General features: G+C 41.5%; 13 protein-coding genes, 16 tRNA genes and 3 rRNA genes. 4 read left to right on the forward strand and 28 right to left on the reverse strand.

The annotated features are described in order from the left end of the window. Window positions 1–134: 134 nt before the first annotated feature. Window positions 135–1,430 (forward strand): S8 family peptidase, encoded by a 1,296-nt coding sequence (locus tag MKY08_RS18795; RefSeq protein WP_069514781.1) that lies wholly within the window; start codon window positions 135–137, stop codon window positions 1,428–1,430. A 510-nt stretch (window positions 1,431–1,940) separates the two neighbouring features. Here MKY08_RS18795 and MKY08_RS18800 read toward each other — a convergent pair. The 20 genes from MKY08_RS18800 to MKY08_RS18895 all read right to left on the reverse strand — a co-directional run bounded on the left by MKY08_RS18800 (window position 1,941) and on the right by MKY08_RS18895 (window position 9,695). After that, window positions 1,941–2,021: transfer RNA gene (locus tag MKY08_RS18800), tRNA-Leu, on the reverse strand. Between the two features lie 51 nt (window positions 2,022–2,072). After that, window positions 2,073–2,146, reverse strand: a tRNA-Cys gene (locus tag MKY08_RS18805). A gap of 7 nt (window positions 2,147–2,153) precedes the next feature. Next, window positions 2,154–2,228, reverse strand: a tRNA-Gly gene (locus tag MKY08_RS18810). A 5-nt stretch (window positions 2,229–2,233) separates the two neighbouring features. After that, a tRNA-Gln gene (locus MKY08_RS18815) sits at window positions 2,234–2,308 on the reverse strand. 4 nt (window positions 2,309–2,312) lie between these two features. Then, a tRNA-His gene (locus tag MKY08_RS18820) sits at window positions 2,313–2,388 on the reverse strand. 36 nt (window positions 2,389–2,424) lie between these two features. Further along, a tRNA-His gene (locus tag MKY08_RS18825) sits at window positions 2,425–2,500 on the reverse strand. Window positions 2,501–2,512: 12 nt separating this feature from the next. Continuing rightward, window positions 2,513–2,586, reverse strand: a tRNA-Trp gene (locus MKY08_RS18830). Window positions 2,587–2,596: 10 nt separating this feature from the next. Further along, a tRNA-Tyr gene (locus MKY08_RS18835) sits at window positions 2,597–2,680 on the reverse strand. Window positions 2,681–2,689: 9 nt separating this feature from the next. Next, a tRNA-Thr gene (locus tag MKY08_RS18840) sits at window positions 2,690–2,765 on the reverse strand. A gap of 12 nt (window positions 2,766–2,777) precedes the next feature. Then, a tRNA-Phe gene (locus MKY08_RS18845) sits at window positions 2,778–2,850 on the reverse strand. A 19-nt stretch (window positions 2,851–2,869) separates the two neighbouring features. Continuing rightward, a tRNA-Asp gene (locus MKY08_RS18850) sits at window positions 2,870–2,945 on the reverse strand. A gap of 5 nt (window positions 2,946–2,950) precedes the next feature. Next, window positions 2,951–3,025, reverse strand: a tRNA-Met gene (locus tag MKY08_RS18855). Window positions 3,026–3,050: 25 nt separating this feature from the next. Beyond that, window positions 3,051–3,126: transfer RNA gene (locus tag MKY08_RS18860), tRNA-Val, on the reverse strand. Between the two features lie 20 nt (window positions 3,127–3,146). Then, window positions 3,147–3,221 (reverse strand) — tRNA-Glu (locus MKY08_RS18865). Window positions 3,222–3,246: 25 nt separating this feature from the next. Beyond that, window positions 3,247–3,338, reverse strand: a tRNA-Ser gene (locus MKY08_RS18870). Window positions 3,339–3,343: 5 nt separating this feature from the next. Next, window positions 3,344–3,420: transfer RNA gene (locus MKY08_RS18875), tRNA-Asn, on the reverse strand. Window positions 3,421–3,438: 18 nt separating this feature from the next. Then, window positions 3,439–3,554 (reverse strand): 5S ribosomal RNA (gene rrf, locus MKY08_RS18880). Window positions 3,555–3,670: 116 nt separating this feature from the next. Further along, window positions 3,671–6,598: ribosomal RNA gene (locus tag MKY08_RS18885) — 23S ribosomal RNA — on the reverse strand. Window positions 6,599–6,907: 309 nt separating this feature from the next. Then, a 16S ribosomal RNA gene (locus MKY08_RS18890) occupies window positions 6,908–8,459 on the reverse strand. Together the 16S, 23S and 5S rRNA genes with 16 tRNA genes alongside form the textbook arrangement of a ribosomal RNA operon. Window positions 8,460–8,810: 351 nt before the next feature. Next, window positions 8,811–9,695: a nucleotidyltransferase-like protein gene (locus MKY08_RS18895; protein WP_069509412.1), complete on the reverse strand. Its 885-nt coding sequence runs from the start codon at window positions 9,693–9,695 to the stop codon at window positions 8,811–8,813. Between the two features lie 150 nt (window positions 9,696–9,845). Between MKY08_RS18895 and MKY08_RS18900 the strand changes: the two genes are divergently transcribed. Next, window positions 9,846–10,199, forward strand: a complete 354-nt coding sequence (locus MKY08_RS18900; RefSeq protein ID WP_024364572.1) for a YgzB family protein — start codon at window positions 9,846–9,848, stop codon at window positions 10,197–10,199. An 81-nt stretch (window positions 10,200–10,280) separates the two neighbouring features. Here MKY08_RS18900 and MKY08_RS18905 read toward each other — a convergent pair whose 3' ends face one another. The 5 genes from MKY08_RS18905 to bcp all read right to left on the reverse strand — a co-directional run bounded on the left by MKY08_RS18905 (window position 10,281) and on the right by bcp (window position 13,592). Further along, the gene (locus MKY08_RS18905) at window positions 10,281–10,619 is read right to left on the reverse strand and encodes a hypothetical protein (protein WP_069509415.1); all 339 of its coding nucleotides are present in this window, start codon (window positions 10,617–10,619) and stop codon (window positions 10,281–10,283) included. Between the two features lie 66 nt (window positions 10,620–10,685). Then, window positions 10,686–11,051, reverse strand: a complete 366-nt coding sequence (locus MKY08_RS18910) for a hypothetical protein (protein ID WP_069509418.1) — start codon at window positions 11,049–11,051, stop codon at window positions 10,686–10,688. Window positions 11,052–11,615: 564 nt separating this feature from the next. Next, a complete protein-coding gene (gene perR, locus MKY08_RS18915; protein WP_024364570.1) occupies window positions 11,616–12,059 on the reverse strand; it encodes a peroxide-responsive transcriptional repressor PerR in 444 nt (147 codons plus the stop codon). 115 nt (window positions 12,060–12,174) lie between these two features. Then, a complete protein-coding gene (locus tag MKY08_RS18920; protein WP_069509421.1) occupies window positions 12,175–13,119 on the reverse strand; it encodes a D-2-hydroxyacid dehydrogenase in 945 nt (314 codons plus the stop codon). Continuing rightward, window positions 13,119–13,592, reverse strand: a complete 474-nt coding sequence (gene bcp, locus MKY08_RS18925) for a thioredoxin-dependent thiol peroxidase (protein ID WP_069509424.1) — start codon at window positions 13,590–13,592, stop codon at window positions 13,119–13,121. Before bcp ends, MKY08_RS18920 begins: the two co-directional genes overlap by 1 nt. Before the next feature lie 131 nt (window positions 13,593–13,723). Between bcp and MKY08_RS18930 the strand changes: the two genes are divergently transcribed. Continuing rightward, on the forward strand, window positions 13,724–15,010 hold the full coding sequence (locus MKY08_RS18930) for a glutamate-1-semialdehyde 2,1-aminomutase (RefSeq protein ID WP_069509427.1): 1,287 nt from the start codon (window positions 13,724–13,726) through the stop codon (window positions 15,008–15,010). 320 nt (window positions 15,011–15,330) lie between these two features. Continuing rightward, complete coding sequence (locus tag MKY08_RS18935) at window positions 15,331–16,419, forward strand: aromatic acid exporter family protein (protein WP_069509431.1); 1,089 nt, start codon at window positions 15,331–15,333, stop codon at window positions 16,417–16,419. A gap of 118 nt (window positions 16,420–16,537) precedes the next feature. Here the strand turns inward: MKY08_RS18935 and MKY08_RS18940 are convergent, their stop codons facing one another. From MKY08_RS18940 to MKY08_RS18950, 3 genes are read right to left on the reverse strand one after another with little or no spacing between them, the layout of a single operon-like run. Beyond that, complete coding sequence (locus tag MKY08_RS18940; protein WP_069509434.1) at window positions 16,538–17,578, reverse strand: toxic anion resistance protein; 1,041 nt, start codon at window positions 17,576–17,578, stop codon at window positions 16,538–16,540. Between the two features lie 22 nt (window positions 17,579–17,600). After that, the gene (locus MKY08_RS18945; RefSeq protein ID WP_069509437.1) at window positions 17,601–19,232 is read right to left on the reverse strand and encodes a YceG family protein; all 1,632 of its coding nucleotides are present in this window, start codon (window positions 19,230–19,232) and stop codon (window positions 17,601–17,603) included. Window positions 19,233–19,258: 26 nt separating this feature from the next. Further along, a complete protein-coding gene (locus tag MKY08_RS18950) occupies window positions 19,259–20,071 on the reverse strand; it encodes an HAD family hydrolase (protein ID WP_069509439.1) in 813 nt (270 codons plus the stop codon). Window positions 20,072–20,073: the final 2 nt, after the last annotated feature.

Here is a 20,073-nt window from a genome sequence, read left to right on the forward strand (position 1 = left end):
TCATAACCTCCCGTATCGAATGACTATATTTTACATTTATTATAATCATAATTTTCCCAATAATCAAAAAACCTAAATTATGGTAGATTCAAATTGTAGTACTATAACTTAAATTTGAAAAGGGGTTGGAATGAATGAAAAAAGTGAAAAGTACGTTGCTAAGTCTTTTGATTGCAGGATCAGTAATAAATCCGGTGTACGCAACAGCGATGGATAGCGAAGATAGCTCAGGAAACGACGGTGGTCAGGAGAAATTCCGTGTTTATGTTGAGACAAACAAAAAATCAGAAAAATCAACATTAAAAAATCAATATTCTGTTCGTTGGGAATTAACAGAGAACGGATTTTCAACTGATATGAATGAAAAACAATTCGAAGCATTACAGAAGAATAAAAATTACACAGTTACAAAAGTTCCTATCGTTACATTAGATACGATAGGTTTGGAAGACGATAGTATGGTAGAAAATGAAACCCTGGATTTGGTAACTTCTTTAAGAGCTTCTCAACAAATACCTTGGGGAATTAAAGCAATTTATAACAATGATACTTTAACATCGACAACTGGAGGAAGTGACATTAATATTGCTGTACTCGATACGGGTGTAAATACTTCTCATCCTGACCTTGTCAATAACGTAGAGCAATGTAAAGACTTTACAGGTGCGACAACACCCATTAACAACAGCTGTACAGACAGAAACGGACATGGTACACATGTTGCTGGTACGGCCTTAGCTGATGGTGGAAGCGATCAAGCAGGCGTTTACGGTGTAGCTCCAAATGCTGATCTTTGGGCTTACAAAGTGTTATTAGATAGCGGCTCTGGATACTCAGATGATATTGCTGCTGCTATTCGACATGCAGCAGATCAAGCAACAGCTACTGGTACCAAAACTATTATTAGTATGTCTCTAGGTTCTTCAGCGAATAATAGCCTCATTTCAAGTGCTGTCAATTACGCATACAGTAAAGGAGTTCTAATAGTAGCTGCAGCTGGTAATTCAGGCTATGCGCAAGGAACAATTGGTTATCCGGGGGCATTACCAAATGCAATCGCCGTTGCAGCTTTAGAAAATGTACAACAAAATGGGACTTATCGTGTAGCTGATTACTCTTCACGTGGTTATATATCTACAGCTGGAGATTATGTAATCCAGGAAGGTGATATTGAAATCTCAGCTCCTGGCTCATCCGTTTATTCTACATGGTATAATGGCGGTTATAATACAATTAGCGGCACATCAATGGCTACTCCTCATGTCTCTGGTTTAGCAGCAAAAATTTGGGCTGAAAATCCGTCATTGTCTAACACGCAACTACGTTCTAACTTACAAGCGAGAGCACAATCAGTAGATATTAAAGGTGGTTATGGAGCTGCTATAGGTGATGACTACGCTTCAGGATTTGGATTTGCTCGCGTTCAATAATTTTAAAAGGTGAAGCATACTAACATTAGTAATACAAACCATCGCTTTGGTTTGTATTACTATTTTCTTGGTTCTAAACGTATTCACCAGTACCCCTATGCACAATGAATCTTTGTGATACTTATGACGACGTATCTCCCATGTCTCTTTGCGTCATTTGCGCTTACATTCCTTTGTTCGGTCTATTCATAAGGCAGAGGCATGCTATGCTGCCGAATCAAACATACAATTATCCTCTTTTATTAAATCCAATTAAAAAGCCCATGTTTATTTTTCAAACATGAGCTTTTTTAGTTTGCTCTCCTTTATCGATCACATTTTCTCGGATTGCAGCTTGTGTAAAAACTTGTGTAAAATGAACCTGCCTGTGTGTAAAATGTGTGTAAAAAGATTTCGATTCTTATCGTTTCCTATCGTAACCCAAGAAATGTAAAAAGCTCACAAACCCTGTTCTATCAAGGTTTGTGAGCTTTCTAATCTTACTAAACGTAACGTATATGTACGTGATGATACCGGTGGTCGGGGTCGAACCGACACTCCAAAGGAACACGATTTTGAGTCGTGCGCGTCTGCCAATTCCGCCACACCGGCATAATACTTTAGAGATAAAAAAAATCGGAGTATCCGATTAAGAAAAAAATATGGAGGCGGCAACCGGATTTGAACCGGTGATAAAGGTGTTGCAGACCTGTGCCTTACCACTTGGCTATGCCGCCATATTATTGGAGCGGAAGACGAGGTTCGAACTCGCGACCCCCACCTTGGCAAGGTGGTGTTCTACCACTGAACTACTTCCGCATAAATGGCTGGGGTACTAGGATTCGAACCTAGGCATGACGGAATCAAAATCCGTTGCCTTACCGCTTGGCTATACCCCAACAATGGGGCGACTGATGGGAATCGAACCCACGAATGCCGGAACCACAATCCGGTGCGTTAACCACTTCGCCACAATCGCCATTGCTTTATAGTTATATTTTAATTTTATAGTAAATGGGGCGACTGATGGGAATCGAACCCACGAATGCCGGAACCACAATCCGGTGCGTTAACCACTTCGCCACAATCGCCATAAAATTAATTGGCAGGGGCAGTAGGAATCGAACCCACACCAAAGGTTTTGGAGACCTCTATTCTACCGTTGAACTATGCCCCTATAAAAAAACTGGTGGAGGGGGACGGATTCGAACCGCCGAACCCTAAGGAGCGGATTTACAGTCCGCCGCGTTTAGCCACTTCGCTACCCCTCCGGGAAAACATGGTGCCGGCTATAGGAATCGAACCCACGACCTACTGATTACAAGTCAGTTGCTCTACCTGCTGAGCTAAACCGGCAAAAAAACATGATGGGTCAGGACGGAATCGAACCGCCGACACTTAGAGCTTCAATCTAATGCTCTACCAACTGAGCTACTGACCCATGTTTATTATTTTAAAAATGGCGGTCCCGACCGGGATCGAACCGGCGATCTCCTGCGTGACAGGCAGGCATGTTAACCGCTACACCACGGGACCATTTTTGGTTGCGGAGACAGGATTTGAACCTGTGACCTTCGGGTTATGAGCCCGACGAGCTACCACTGCTCCACCCCGCGATAATGCTATTTTGATTTTTAAAAATGGTGGAGGATGACGGGCTCGAACCGCCGACCCTCTGCTTGTAAGGCAGATGCTCTCCCAGCTGAGCTAATCCTCCATCTGGGTATTCGTTATAAATGGTGACCCCTACGGGATTCGAACCCGTGTTACCGCCGTGAAAGGGCGGTGTCTTAACCGCTTGACCAAGGGGCCTTTAATGATTGGAATCCTAAAGTGCTGGCGGAGAGTAAGGGATTTGAACCCTTGAGACAGTGTTAACCGCCTACACGATTTCCAATCGTGCTCCTTCGGCCACTCGGACAACTCTCCAAGAATGGCTCCGAAGGCAGGACTCGAACCTGCGACAACCTGATTAACAGTCAGGTGCTACTACCAACTGAGCTACTTCGGAATAATTTTAGTATGTATAGCCTAGCGACGTCCTACTCTCACAGGGGGAAGCCCCCAACTACCATCGGCGCTAAAGAGCTTAACTTCCGTGTTCGGTATGGGAACGGGTGTGACCTCTTTGCCATCATCACTAGACTATTTGAAAGACATTACCTATTATAACATATATCATTATAATTACAAGTATTTAAGAAATACTTTTTTATTCTTTCAAAACTGGATAAACGGTGCATTGAAATGTTTCAAACTTTTTGGTTAAGTCCTCGATCGATTAGTATTCGTCAGCTCCATGTGTCACCACACTTCCACCTCGAACCTATCTACCTCATCGTCTTTGAGGGATCTTACTTACTTGCGTAATGGGAAATCTCATCTTGAGGGGGGCTTCATGCTTAGATGCTTTCAGCACTTATCCCGTCCACACATAGCTACCCAGCGATGCCTTTGGCAAGACAACTGGTACACCAGCGGTGTGTCCATCCCGGTCCTCTCGTACTAAGGACAGCTCCTCTCAAATTTCCTACGCCCACGACGGATAGGGACCGAACTGTCTCACGACGTTCTGAACCCAGCTCGCGTACCGCTTTAATGGGCGAACAGCCCAACCCTTGGGACCGACTACAGCCCCAGGATGCGATGAGCCGACATCGAGGTGCCAAACCTCCCCGTCGATGTGGACTCTTGGGGGAGATAAGCCTGTTATCCCCGGGGTAGCTTTTATCCGTTGAGCGATGGCCCTTCCATGCGGAACCACCGGATCACTAAGCCCGTCTTTCGACCCTGCTCGACTTGTAGGTCTCGCAGTCAAGCTCCCTTGTGCCTTTACACTCTACGAATGATTTCCAACCATTCTGAGGGAACCTTTGGGCGCCTCCGTTACCTTTTAGGAGGCGACCGCCCCAGTCAAACTGTCCGCCTGACACTGTCTCCTGCCCCGCTAAGGGGCATGGGTTAGAATTTCAATACAACCAGGGTAGTATCCCACCGACGCCTCCTTCGAAGCTGGCGCTCCGAGATCTCTGGCTCCTACCTATCCTGTACAAGTTGTACCAAAATTCAATATCAGGCTACAGTAAAGCTCCACGGGGTCTTTCCGTCCTGTCGCGGGTAACCTGCATCTTCACAGGTACTATAATTTCACCGAGTCTCTCGTTGAGACAGTGCCCAGATCGTTACGCCTTTCGTGCGGGTCGGAACTTACCCGACAAGGAATTTCGCTACCTTAGGACCGTTATAGTTACGGCCGCCGTTTACTGGGGCTTCAATTCGCAGCTTCGCTTGCGCTAACCACTCCTCTTAACCTTCCAGCACCGGGCAGGCGTCAGCCCCTATACGTCACCTTACGGTTTTGCAGAGACCTGTGTTTTTGCTAAACAGTCGCCTGGGCCTATTCACTGCGGCTCTCATGCGCTTGCACGCTCAAGAGCACCCCTTCTCCCGAAGTTACGGGGTCATTTTGCCGAGTTCCTTAACGAGAGTTCTCTCGCACACCTTAGGATTCTCTCCTCGACTACCTGTGTCGGTTTGCGGTACGGGCACCTCTCACCTCGATAGAGGCTTTTCTTGGCAGTGTGAAATCAGGAACTTCGTCCATACGGACTCGCCATCACAGCTCAACGTTACAGTGTGCGGATTTGCCTACACACACGCCTTACTGCTTGGACGCGCACAACCAACGGCGCGCTTACCCTATCCTACTGCGTCCCCCCATTTCTCAAACGGTGAGGAGGTGGTACAGGAATATCAACCTGTTGTCCATCGCCTACGCCTATCGGCCTCGGCTTAGGTCCCGACTAACCCTGAGCGGACGAGCCTTCCTCAGGAAACCTTAGTCATACGGTGGACGGGATTCTCACCCGTCTTTCGCTACTCATACCGGCATTCTCACTTCTAAGCGCTCCACCAGTCCTTCCGGTCTGACTTCAACGCACTTAGAACGCTCTCCTACCACTGACATCGTAGATGTCAATCCACAGCTTCGGTGAATCGTTTAGCCCCGATACATTTTCGGCGCAGCGTCACTCGACCAGTGAGCTATTACGCACTCTTTAAATGATGGCTGCTTCTAAGCCAACATCCTGGTTGTCTGTGCAACGCCACATCCTTTTCCACTTAACGATTACTTTGGGACCTTAGCTGGTGGTCTGGGCTGTTTCCCTTTTGACTACGGATCTTATCACTCGCAGTCTGACTCCCGTGTATAAATATCTGGCATTCGGAGTTTGTCTGAATTCGGTAAACCGGGATGGCCCCCTAGTCCAAACAGTGCTCTACCTCCAGTATTCTCATCACGAGGCTAGCCCTAAAGCTATTTCGGAGAGAACCAGCTATCTCCAAGTTCGATTGGAATTTCTCCGCTACCCACACCTCATCCCCGCACTTTTCAACGTGCGTGGGTTCGGGCCTCCAGTAAGTGTTACCTCACCTTCACCCTGGACATGGGTAGATCACCTGGTTTCGGGTCTACGACCACGTACTAATTCGCCCTATTCAGACTCGCTTTCGCTGCGGCTCCGCCTTCTAAAGCTTAACCTCGCACGTAATCGTAACTCGCCGGTTCATTCTACAAAAGGCACGCTATCACCCATTAACGGGCTCTAACTACTTGTAGGCACACGGTTTCAGGATCTCTTTCACTCCCCTCCCGGGGTGCTTTTCACCTTTCCCTCACGGTACTGGTTCACTATCGGTCACTAGGTAGTATTTAGCCTTGGGAGATGGTCCTCCCGGATTCCGACGGAATTTCACGTGTTCCGCCGTACTCAGGATCCACTCTGGAGGGAATAAACTTTCGACTACAGGGCTTTTACCTGCTCTGGCGGACCTTTCCAAGTCGCTTCATCTAACTCATTCCTTTGTAACTCCGTATAGAGTGTCCTACAACCCCAAGAGGCAAGCCTCTTGGTTTGGGCTCTTCCCGTTTCGCTCGCCGCTACTCAGGGAATCGATTTTTCTTTCTCTTCCTCCAGGTACTTAGATGTTTCAGTTCCCTGGGTCTGCCTTCAAGACGCTATGTATTCACGTCAAGATACTACGCGATTAAACGTAGTGGGTTCCCCCATTCGGAAATCTCCGGATCAAAGCTCACTTACAGCTCCCCGAAGCATATCGGTGTTAGTGCCGTCCTTCTTCGGCTCCTAGTGCCAAGGCATTCGCCGTGCGCCCTTAATAACTTAACCTATCGGCTTCCAATCCACTGCGCATTTCGTTGTCAGCTTCTCTCGTTCAATCAGTCACGTACGTAAGTACGCTCCTTCATTCACTCATTCGCTTCCTAGAACTGCTTGTGTCTTGAAACCCTATTATTAGTTATTAAGCCTAAAAAACTTAATTTAAAAAATAAATGTGTTTGTTACAATTTCAATGTCGTTTTATCCAGTTTTCAAAGAACAAGTTTTGAAGTATTTCATCGTAATGATGAACCTTCAAAACTGAACGCAAAACGTAATCTTACAAACCCAAGGTTTGTATTCCGAAAATATCCTTAGAAAGGAGGTGATCCAGCCGCACCTTCCGATACGGCTACCTTGTTACGACTTCACCCCAATCATCTATCCCACCTTCGGCGGCTGGCTCCAAAAGGTTACCTCACCGACTTCGGGTGTTACAAACTCTCGTGGTGTGACGGGCGGTGTGTACAAGGCCCGGGAACGTATTCACCGCGGCATGCTGATCCGCGATTACTAGCGATTCCGGCTTCATGTAGGCGAGTTGCAGCCTACAATCCGAACTGAGAACGACTTTATCGGATTAGCTCCCTCTCGCGAGTTGGCAACCGTTTGTATCGTCCATTGTAGCACGTGTGTAGCCCAGGTCATAAGGGGCATGATGATTTGACGTCATCCCCACCTTCCTCCGGTTTGTCACCGGCAGTCACCTTAGAGTGCCCAACTAAATGATGGCAACTAAGATCAAGGGTTGCGCTCGTTGCGGGACTTAACCCAACATCTCACGACACGAGCTGACGACAACCATGCACCACCTGTCACCGTTGTCCCCGAAGGGAAAACCATATCTCTACAGTGGTCAACGGGATGTCAAGACCTGGTAAGGTTCTTCGCGTTGCTTCGAATTAAACCACATGCTCCACCGCTTGTGCGGGCCCCCGTCAATTCCTTTGAGTTTCAGTCTTGCGACCGTACTCCCCAGGCGGAGTGCTTAATGCGTTAGCTGCAGCACTAAGGGGCGGAAACCCCCTAACACTTAGCACTCATCGTTTACGGCGTGGACTACCAGGGTATCTAATCCTGTTTGCTCCCCACGCTTTCGCGCCTCAGTGTCAGTTACAGACCAGATAGTCGCCTTCGCCACTGGTGTTCCTCCAAATCTCTACGCATTTCACCGCTACACTTGGAATTCCACTATCCTCTTCTGCACTCAAGTCTCCCAGTTTCCAATGACCCTCCACGGTTGAGCCGTGGGCTTTCACATCAGACTTAAGAAACCACCTGCGCGCGCTTTACGCCCAATAATTCCGGACAACGCTTGCCACCTACGTATTACCGCGGCTGCTGGCACGTAGTTAGCCGTGGCTTTCTAATAAGGTACCGTCAAGGTACAGCCAGTTACTACTGTACTTGTTCTTCCCTTACAACAGAGTTTTACGAACCGAAATCCTTCTTCACTCACGCGGCGTTGCTCCATCAGGCTTTCGCCCATTGTGGAAGATTCCCTACTGCTGCCTCCCGTAGGAGTCTGGGCCGTGTCTCAGTCCCAGTGTGGCCGATCACCCTCTCAGGTCGGCTACGCATCGTCGCCTTGGTGAGCCGTTACCTCACCAACTAGCTAATGCGCCGCGGGCCCATCCTATAGCGACAGCCGAAACCGTCTTTCAGTATTGTCCCATGAGGAACAATAGATTATTCGGTATTAGCCCCGGTTTCCCGGAGTTATCCCAAACTATAAGGTAGGTTGCCCACGTGTTACTCACCCGTCCGCCGCTAACGTCAAAGGAGCAAGCTCCTTCTCTGTTCGCTCGACTTGCATGTATTAGGCACGCCGCCAGCGTTCGTCCTGAGCTAGGATCAAACTCTCCATAAAAGAAATTTGATTAGCTCAAATTGTTTTGCTGGCATCAATTTTGATGTCCAAAATTTTGTTTCGTTCACTAACAAAGTTAGTTAGTAAAAACTATATTGATTACGTTTTGCTTGTTCAGTTTTCAAGGTTCATTTTGTTTCGTCGTTTTTCAGCGACTTCTTTATATTAACATCTCATTCAATTTGTGTCAACAACTTTTTAAAAGTTTTTTTCACTAATTTTCTCGGATGTTTCTGTTACGTCTTAGCGACAATTAATATAATACAATATCAGTATATTAAACGTCAACACTTTTTTCAAAAAAATATCGAGGTACATTTTTATACCTCGATTACTAGCATACTACAAGGTTTATTCAATTTCTATAGACTCTTTATTCACCTTATAATGTCGATGAAATATCATCTCACTTTTTGCAACGACAGGGTCAATCAAAATGTAGCCTTTCCCCACTAAATATTCTACGAATACTTCTAAGTCAACAGAATAGTTTACAAGCTCATGGTGATCATGTAATTCCTGAATAGTCCATGACTCTTTTGTTTGCATTACTTCTAATATATGTTGCGCTCCGTCATGTGTACGTGAATGAATTAAAAACTCACTTGCTAAAAATAGAAGCTCTAAACGCTTTTCAATTGGTTCACTGCTCATAACTAGTTCTTCGTAGAGCTTGTAAATGGCTGGTTCAATTTTTTTCACTTGTGCCCAGACTGTAACTTCTGGATATAACCCACTATCTATAATGGACAATCGCCCTAAATGATGCAAGGAATCCACTACATGATTGTATGCATCAAGGTAACTACCCTTATCAAAATATTCTTTTCCTTCTAAGTAACGTCGAATTAACTTTGAGAATTGAATACCCGTTTTAATTTTCCGACCACTAAACGGAAACTCTTGCAGTTCAATTTTTAGTTTATGAAGGAACTCATTGCGATCAAACAACACTCTGCCAAAGAAAATCCAATCAACGACTTTTTTATTAGAGCCGATTAGTAACCACTTCCGTAACAATTTTTCTGTAACAGTATGTAAGGCTACCTTATTTCCCTCATATAAGTAGTGCTTTGTATAAACAGGCTGATCCGCTTCCTTCACGATAATTAGTAATACCGTATCAAATGTGTCAGTAACATTACTTTGCTCTTCACGTTTCTCCATTAAAATAACACCTAATGTATTAGACTGACTCGCGCGTTCTTGATATATAGGACGCAATACTTGCTCCATGTTCAGCCCTCCTCTATTTATTGTAAGACCTTTATTTCGTTAAAATTTCGACATACTCTAAAACTATTCCTTCTTTGACTCCTACTCAAAGCTAAAATACTTCGTTCTTATATGTTATAGTAGATTTTAGATTGGGAGGCAAGATATTGTATGAAACCTTACAAAAGTAAAATTAATAAAATCCGTTCATTCGCATTAGCACTTATTTTTATCGGCTTTGTTGTTATGTATGGGGGGATATTCTTTAAAAACAATCCCATCCTTGTCTTAATCTTCATGACACTTGGTTTACTATGTATTATTGGTAGTACAGTTGTCTATGCTTGGATTGGTCTTCTGTCTACAAGAGCCGTTCAAGTAGAATGCCCAAATTGTCATAAACATACGAAAGTTTTAGGCCGTGTTGATATGTGCATGTACTGTAATGAACCGTTAACACTTGATCCTACACTTGAAGGAAAAGAGTTTGACCAATCTTATAATAACAAAGCAAAAAAATCCTAGCCCTCATTGAAGAGCTAGGATTTTTTATTTGTTCTAACTGAAAGCAACATGGGGAATACTTTCTCCACATCACTATTAACTTTATCCTCTACCAACAATGACAGTGATCGTATGATCTAGCTTACCATCACGATAGACAAAAACATTCGCTGTTGTTGAAAAATATGTAATTAACCTACCAGTGGATGTTACAGATATAGAATTATTACTAGTAACATAAGTCATACCAGGCTCATGATAAGTTAATTGGTAATTACTACTGTTAGTAGGTACTCTAACTGTATAATCTCTGATATTAAGTTTTATTACTGCTTGTACTGAGCGTTCGTTACTAGCAGCCTTGGCTTCCGGTATTCCAAAAGAAAGTCCTGAAATACTCACTAATGTAATCATTGATAAAAGAAATACTTTAAATTTCATTTAAAAACCTCCTATTCAATTAATCTTCCTTTTTAATTGATAGTGGATTGAGATTTTTAATGGGTATTATATGCTTACTATATATTTAGAAATTTGTTTCTCCTTTTGACCAGCTATACCAGTTTTGAAAAATTGCTGCTGGTTCTGCCTGTCATCGAATGATTTTATCATTTGCTCTACTAATTTTTGCGTAATCATAGCATTTACGTCACCAGAAGACTGTTCTTTTTCTTCATGTTTAGAAATCTTCACTTCTCTAACAATTACTTTTTCACCATTTTCCTTCGTTACTATATGTCGTACATAACCATTTTCTTTTTTTATTTCGTATGTTGCTTTTCTTTTTTTGTTTGTTAGAAATAAATCATCCGATAAACTTTCTTCTTTATTTAATGTACTAAGGTAATTACTACTCCCTAAATGTACATTCATTATATCCCTCCTACTAGCTTTCCTAACTCAAAATGGATGAGGTGCTAAAAATTTCAGTAACTTAGACTTTTGAACCCAACTTTATATAAAAATCTCAATCAACATAAAAAACCTTGCTTTAGTACTTTCTCATAGCAACTTTACACGTTGAAATAGTGTACTGCACAGCTAAGTATTATACTTGTGAAGTCAATACTCTTAACTACATATAACTCCAACTCCCTCCTTTTCAAAATAGAGTTCTTATTTTTGAATGTCACCAACTCCTTTTACTATTTCCTTAACTATTTTTTATCACAAAACATCAATATTGTAAATATTCAGTTTATTTAATTTGAAAATAATCGCTTTTTCCTATTCTTTATTAAACATCTAACTGTTTTTCCTATATACACTATTTTTTAATTGTTCTTTTATTCTACATCAATAGTTTTAATCCAATGATAAAAAGTGTATTAACATTCGGAATTATTCGCCCCATCATAACAAAAAAGCAAGCGAGCTATTGCCCACTTGCTTTTTAATCGTTCTCATCTATGAATTTATGTGAAATCCCAAGAAAACTTACTGTACTTTCGCTTCAACATCTTTACATGCTGGACATGTGCCGTATATTTCTAGACGGTGTGAATGCACATCAAAGTCTGTTACTTGAGAAGCGAAATGTTCGATTTCATCTAAACCTGGGTAATGGAAATCGACAATCTTACCACAGCATTCACAAATCATATGATAGTGATCGTTGGTCACAAAATCAAAACGGCTAGAAGCATCCCCATACGTCAACTCTTTCACTAATCCTACTTCCCTGAAAACTCGTAAATTATTGTAGACAGTTGCCACACTCATATTCGGAAATTTCCCTTCAAGTGCTTTATAAATTTCATCGGCAGTTGGATGTGTCATAGATTGAATTAAATATTCTAAAATAGCATGACGCTGAGGAGTAATGCGCACACCAGTTGTTTTTAACGTGTCAAGTGCATCCTGTAAATGCGGTATAGACATCGTCATGCACCCCTTTTCATAAGTATTATTAATTTATAATTGTTACAATTAGTGTATCGAATTAAGCTAACATCTGTCAACATTCGCCTATGCGTCATCTAAATTAAATTACAATTTAATAGCCCCTCGACAAATCCATAACATTTTCTAAAGCGGTATCTCCATCCAACCATTTCGTCAAACTTGGCTTAAAAATATCTAAGCTACGCTCTACATAACGTGAAGAATGACTTGAAACATGTGGTGAAACAATTACATTCGAGTATGACCATAAAGGATTGTTTGCACTAAGTGGTTCTTCTTCAAACACATCTAATACGGCATAACCAATCTCACCCGCTTCAATAGCACGAATAAGAACTTTCTCATCTACTAAATTTCCACGACCAAAATTCATGAAAATGGCATCGTTTTTCATAGCATTAAAATGCTCATCCTTCAATAAGTGCGTAGTATCCGGTGTTTTCGGTAAGACAGAAAGAACGATATCCGCCTTAGGCAAAGCTTCTGTTAACTCGGTGAAATTCACCATCTCATCCATATAAGGTGCTGCATTGCCTGAACGGTTACAGCCTATTGTTTTTACCCCAAACGCTTGTAGTAACCGACCTACTTCCGATCCAATGGCACCCGGTCCTAAAATAAGTGCTGTAGTATCTCGTAATTCCGTTTGCTTTCCTTTTTTCGACCATTCACTTTTCTTTTGTTGTTCATACATCCATGGCAATGCACGCTTAATGGCTAAAATATGAGCAAGTATTGACTCGGCCATCGGTGTTTTATGAATCCCTCGCACATTAGATACTAAAATATCGCGATCAATAATGGCTTGTGCTGGCATTTTCTCTACACCTGCCGAAGCAACAAAAATCCACTTTAGTTTTGTAGCATACTGTATATTGGCATCATTTAAATCTTCACCATATGTAACCAGTACATCTGCTTTTTGTAATTCATCCGTAGATAAACGATTTTCAAATACAAAATCACATTGTGGGAATTCCTCTACTAACGGTTTACGTAAATCTGGTCTTGGCTCAAACGTAAAATAGATTCTCATTAGTGCTCCTCCTGCTTAGCTAAAAAAGCGTAAACTTCTTCAATATGATTTTTCACACGCACTTTCCGCCATACCTTTACAAGCTTACCTTCCGTATCAATTAAAAAAGTAGAACGTTCGATCCCCATATATTCACGTCCATACATTTTTTTTAAGACCCATACACCATAAGCCTCAGCTACAGCGTGATCCTCATCCACTAAAAGAGAAAATGGCAGCCCATGCTTATCAATAAATTTCGTATGCTTTTGAGCATCATCAGGGCTCACACCTAATACAACTGCATTCAACTGACTAAAGTCATCGTGCTTATCACGGAAATCACAAGCCTCTGTCGTACAACCTGGTGTCATATCTTTCGGATAAAAATACAAAATAACATATTTGCCTCTGAAATCTGCTAATTGCACTTGCTCCCCCTTGTCATTAACAAGTGAAAAATCCGGTGCTTTCTGTCCTTCTACTAAAGTCATATTAAACTCCTCCTTTGCATGTCTTATTTTACTCTAAGTCACAAATCAAGTCATATCCCTTATTTTCTTTGGATTTCTTACACTGATAGGTCTACAATAGATTAAGTATAATGACTTAGGAGGCAATATTAATGAATCACTCAAAATCAGAAGCAGTACACGAAGAAGCGCTTTTGCATATCGTTGGTGGTGTGAACAGCCCTTCTCGTTCTTATAAAGCAGTAGGTGGTGGCTCCCCTGTTGCAATGGCCCGAGGAAAAGGAGCTTATTTCTGGGATGTTGACGGCAACCGTTATATTGACTATTTAGCTGCATACGGTCCAATTGTTACAGGGCATGGACATCCACATATTGCGAAAGCAATTTCTCATGCTGCTGAAAACGGTACATTATTTGGGACACCAACTGAATATGAAGTAACTTTCGCAAAAATGCTAAAAGAAGCCATTCCTTCAATGGATAAAGTACGTTTTAATAACTCTGGTACAGAAGCGGTCATGACAACGATTCGTGTTGCTCGTGCTTATACTGGCCGTACAAAAATTATGAAATTCGCTGGCTGTTACCACGGTCACTTTGACTTAGTATTAGTAGCTGCAGGTTCTGGCCCAGCTACATTAGGCACACCAGACTCAGCAGGTGTAACGACTGCGACTGCTGAAGAAGTGATTACCGTACCGTTTAATAATCCACAAGCTTTTACTGAAGCGATGGATGCATGGGGCGATGAAATCGCTGCTATTTTAATAGAGCCAATTGTCGGCAACTTCGGTATTGTTGAACCAAACCCTGGATTTTTGGAGTTAGTGCACGCTACAGCTAAAGAAAAAGGGGCACTTACGATTTATGATGAGGTTATTACTGCATTCCGTTTCCATTACGGTGGCGCACAAACGCTACTTGGATTAACACCTGACCTTACTGCATTAGGAAAAGTCATTGGTGGTGGTTTACCTATCGGTGCATATGGTGGTCGCAAAGAAATTATGGATACCGTTGCCCCACTTGGACCAGCATATCAAGCAGGGACAATGGCAGGAAATCCAGCATCGATGCAAGCAGGTATAGCATGCCTAGAAGTATTAGCAACTCCAGGCATTTACGATGAAATGGATCGTCTTGGTGCTATTTTAGAATATGGTATTTTAACTGCAGCCAAAAAACACGGTGTCACAATCACTTTAAATCGTCTAAAAGGTGCACTAACAATTTACTTTACAGATGTAAAAGTTGAAAACTATGAGCAAGCAGAAAGCAGTGACGGAGAAATTTTCGGTCGATTCTTTAAATTAATGCTTAACCAAGGTATTAACCTTGCTCCATCAAAATATGAAGCATGGTTTTTAACTACAGAGCATACAGAAGCAGATATTCGTGAAACAATCGAAGCTGTCGACTATGCATTTTCACAGCTTTAATAGAAACAAAAAAGGCGACACTCATTTGAGCGTCGTCTTTTTTTTATCCTGTTATACAAATCTATGTATTTTATAGAAACTTCCTTCTATAATGTAAAGAAGCATCCATTACCCTCGGCGTAAATACGTCCAGTTTTTTGAGTCTATCCCGAAAAGCTCAAGTAAAAATCTGCGACATCCGCGAGGTCTTTAACTTGATTGAGCAGATGTTTAAATTTACTGATGCCAGTGTATAGACATGATTGTCCACTGTTATTGAAGTGGTGAACTGCTGCTGAAGCAAGTTAAAAATTTTTGACAGAAAGGACATCGTTTTTTTTATGAAATTAGGTGCCCGCGTATTTAAAACTGGTGTAGCTATTGTCTTTGCGTTATTTGTTGCTGAGCTCCTGCAATTACCGTCTCCAGTTTTTGCTGGAATCGCAGCAATCTTTGCCATTCAACCGTCAATTTATCGCTCCTATCAAACGATTGTTGAGCAAGTTCAAGCCAACGTTATAGGAGCTACCATTGCAGTTATTTTTGGTTTACTTTTCGGCCATCACGTTGTGGCTGTTGGCATTGCAGTCATTACAGCAATCGGCATAATGTTAAAATTCAAGCTTGAAAAGTCTCTTTCCTTAGCACTTGTATCAGTTGTAGCTATTATGGAAATTCAAGGCGATGACTTTCTGACATTCGGTCTTATCCGCTTTCTTACCATTTTAGTTGGGGTTTTAGCAGCATTTGTCGTCAACCTTGTGTTTTTGCCACCTAAATACGAAGTAAAACTTTTCCGCAAAATTTACTTTTTACAGGATGACATTATCCGTTGGACGCGTTTAGCTGTTCGTCAAGCCTCTGAACATACGTCTACTAAAACTGCTTTAAGCAAATTTAAAGACCGTATGCTGCGAGTGGACACACTCTATGATTTTTTCAAGGAAGAACGCAATTACTTTAAAAATAAAAAATTTGTTAAAGCACGGAAATTAGTTGTCTATCGCCAAATGATTACAACTTCTAAAAAAAGTTTAGAATTGTTACAACGGTTGCATAAGCATGAAAATGAATTGGCACAACTGCCGACTCAATTTCATTTAATGATTCAAGAACGACTGGACTTCCTGCTTACCTACCATGAGCAACTGTTACTGAAATATACAGGGAAATTAAAGCCTGAGCATTCAGAATGGAGTAAGCATATCGACTACATTCAGCGCAATCAGTTAATGGAAATTTTCATCAATCAAATAACCTATGCACACGCAGAAGGAGATACGGAATTTTCTAGCTATCATCTCCTTTATATTTTATCGCGTATTCTAGATTACGAAGAAAACTTAGAACATTTGGATACGCTCATTGTGTCATACCAAAGCCATCATGGTGAAGAAATCAACTTAGAAATCGAAGAAGAATTTATTTAATTTAAGTGCCAGTCACTCACACAATTTCCCCGAACAACGCAAATAAAAGCCGCAACAATCCGCGTGACAGCGGAGGTTGCGGCTTTTTGCTAAGTGCCAGTCACTCACACAATTATTGTTAGGCTTCACTAGTTAAAGCCATTAGTTGCTGCTCTATTTGTTGGCGCTTTGTTGTGTGCTCGGCGCGTAGTTGACGGTAACTTGCAATACCAGTAATGATTGTCTCCCACATTTCTTCAAGCGTCAGTGTCGGCTCATTTTGTTGCGCATGCATTATACTCTGCGTAACAGTATTGCTGTTTGTTTCACCATATTGTTTCATACGTTTTTCAAAAGCGGCTGCCGATTTATCTTGTAGCTGTTGGCGTTTTTCATTTACTGCATTCATAATCCCCATCTTAAATACAGGAATGGTCGTGACAAAAGCTCCGTTTATTTGCTCCATTAATGCGCTATTGCCATTGCGTAACATATCAATTTGTGTTGCCCCTAAAATAGCTACCATACGCGATTTCTCAAGCTCATCAATTTTTTGGGCAAGTGTTTCGGCAATCGCTTGTAACGTTGTAAGCTCCATTTGAGAGATTTGATTTCCTGCTTCACTTTGTTTTTCATACATCGGAATTAATGTTGTCTTGATTTCCTCTAGCTTCATTTCTGCTGCTACAATGTATTTTTCAAGCTCCAGATAGTATGTCAAATTTTCGTTATACAAACGAGCAAGCATCCGATTATCATTCGCCAATGCTTCTTCCATTAGAACAAATTGATAATGGATTTTTTCGATATCTCTGCCAAGACGATTATATTTAGCATACAAATCTTCTTTATTTCTTGGTGCTCGTTTAAACAGTTTACTAAAGAAACTTTGTTGCTCCATCACTTCTTTTTTATCGAATTGCTCCATCAAGGCTTCAAGCTGCTTTAATAAGTCATTCGATTCATTTACTTTTGACTGGGCAATTGTTCTTAATATTTGATCGGAGAATCGCGAAAGCTTAATGGCAGGCTCTTTACCAAGCTCTGTTAGTTCTATTTTATTTTTCACATTAATATGATTGGCAATATGCTGAACTTCAGGACTTTGACATAGCTGTTGTTTTGTAAAATCTGCGGTTTCTGCTGTCAATCGTTCTATAGTTATTGCGCTATTTGACATCAAGTTCCTCCTTTCCAAGCAGTCAGAAGAAACGGTTAAACAATTTTTTAATCATTTTATCCGGTTTTGACTTTTGCTGCTTTGGCTCTTCAAATTGTAAGTCAAACACCATATGCTCTAAACGATGCCCATCAAACGTATCCTCTAGTAAGTGCTTTTCTATATCAAGCTTTCCTGTTGGGTTGTAGAAAATAATATCCACACCAAAGCGATTTAAAAATGCAAATAATGCAATATCTTCGCGGGACAATGCCGGTTGCTGAGGTGATTGATAAAGCACCAACTTTGGTACTTCCTGTGCATAATCAAAGCTTTGTAACAGGCGCAATATTTCCTTTGGGATCATCGTCATTTGCTTAAATAAAAATAATTGCAAATCATATGGCGACTCATTAGGTTGTCGTTTAAGCAATGGCTGTTCACAAGAAGTTTTAATCGTATGAGCAATGGCTTGTTGTAACTCCAGTGTTAACTCCCCGTATTGCCACCAATCACTTTGCAAGATGCGCTCCGTAGATAGCTCACCATTTACTAAACAATGTTTATAGTGAAAATGGAAATTCGCTCTGCTCGTTTTAGCATACGGAAATTCCTGTACAAATACAGTTTGCGGGCTAGCTAGCAACTGATGCATATTGGCCCAATACTCTTCACGTCTACTAGAAACACCGCTTATTTTGGCGAAAATAACAGGAATAATTACTTTATCTCGGAGAGCCTCAAATTTCGGACGAACCATTGCCTTTTCGTTAGCATAAATAAAAATATCATCATAGGTCATACGTAATGTTAATGATTGTGGCATATGATCTTTAAATTGCCAAGGTCGATAAACACCCGATTGATGGTCATGCATTAAATGCTCGTAATGTTGGCTAGAACTATAGCCAACAGTTGCTTGACGCTCTCGTAATTTATCAGGAAATGGTTGTAACGCTGTTTGACTGACGTAGGCGTACGAAACAGAAAATGCATCAGTAGGATCTACTGTTGCAAACTCATCAATCGCTGATGGATGGAAGATTAACACATCACAGCCCAGCTCCATTAGTAATAGAAGAAAATAGCACTGACTCATTGTTGTCTCACCATACCAAACAACCTTAGGAAAATCATCTGTCGGCTTCATCGTTTTTGTCCACTGAATCCAATGATTTTTTAGCCACTTGACCATATCTATTAAAAAGCGTCGGAAATCATTGGCAAGTAAACCGAGTGATTGCTGCTCTCGAAAGCGTTCCACTACACGCATCGTCACTAGCTGTAAATGGCGATTCATTGAAGCATCATCGTGCTTAGGAATGAGTTGATGACCATACATCATGGCAATCAGTCGATTTATAGACAAGCCTTTAGGGGATTGCTGATGTTGCTCTAAAATCGTTTGCAATGCTTGAAAATCCTTTTGCTCAATATGTTTATTTAATTCTTCACTTAATATATGAACATTGGGATTTTGGGACATTGTATATAAGGAATTAAAATAATCATCTTCTTCAATCGGTACGCCCAATATACGAACAGCGATACGACTAAAACGGACCTGCTGTGGTGTCACCTCGTAAACTGTTCGCACATTCGCTGAATCTTGGAAGGCTTGTAGCCAATCATAAGAATCTCTTTCTAAAACAGATTCAATTGTGACTGTTTGCATACAAGCGTCACCTCCTTACATCATACTTACACAATTGGTTGCTTATTAGCCAATTGTAAAACATCCTCGAGTAAATATTTCGTAAATGCTTCACCACTATGAGCCGAATACATTGTGTTCTTTAGTATTTGTGGTTGTTTGTCTTTTAAATCACCGTGATTTGGTGTATAGCCTTTATCAGCAATAGCGAGCATGCCGTAATCCATTATGGAATCGCCTGCCGCCACGTGCATATTATATGTACAATGCTCCTTCAAATACGAGATTGCAGCTTCTTTTGTAAGCACTTTTGGCAAAAAATATAATTTTCTTCCTTGCAGCAAGACGTGCCAACCATGGACTGCAAATTCATGAATCATTGCTTGCACTTCGACATCCTGTATAACATTGACATCGACATAATGGACATAAAATAGCTCATCAACATAAAACGATTGTTGAAGCCATTCATCTGATTGGTAGCTATTAAATTTGCGTACCAAATCCGCCTTTGGAATAGAGGAATCTTCTATTCTTTTACGTAATATTTTTGACCATTCCTTATTAGGATGTCCCTGTTCTATTATTGTACCGCCATTGCTCGTAATTGCAAAAGTAGGACGCAATTCCTTTATAACATGGATGCGTTCATATTGATGCACTGCTCGTGTTGTAACTGGTACGAATAAGGTTTGTTGGTGAACTTGCTGCAATAATGACATCGTAACTTCCGTCATCATACTAAGGCCCACTCCTTCTTTTCGTTCAGCTATAATCGGTGCTGTTTTCGATGGGAATTTCTCCATCATGCGCTGGGAGTAAATAAGCGTACGATCTAAATCTGATGTAAATAGTAGCATGT

Source organism: Lysinibacillus sp. FSL M8-0337 (genome assembly GCF_038593855.1).
Classification (GTDB): domain Bacteria; phylum Bacillota; class Bacilli; order Bacillales_A; family Planococcaceae; genus Lysinibacillus; species Lysinibacillus sphaericus_D.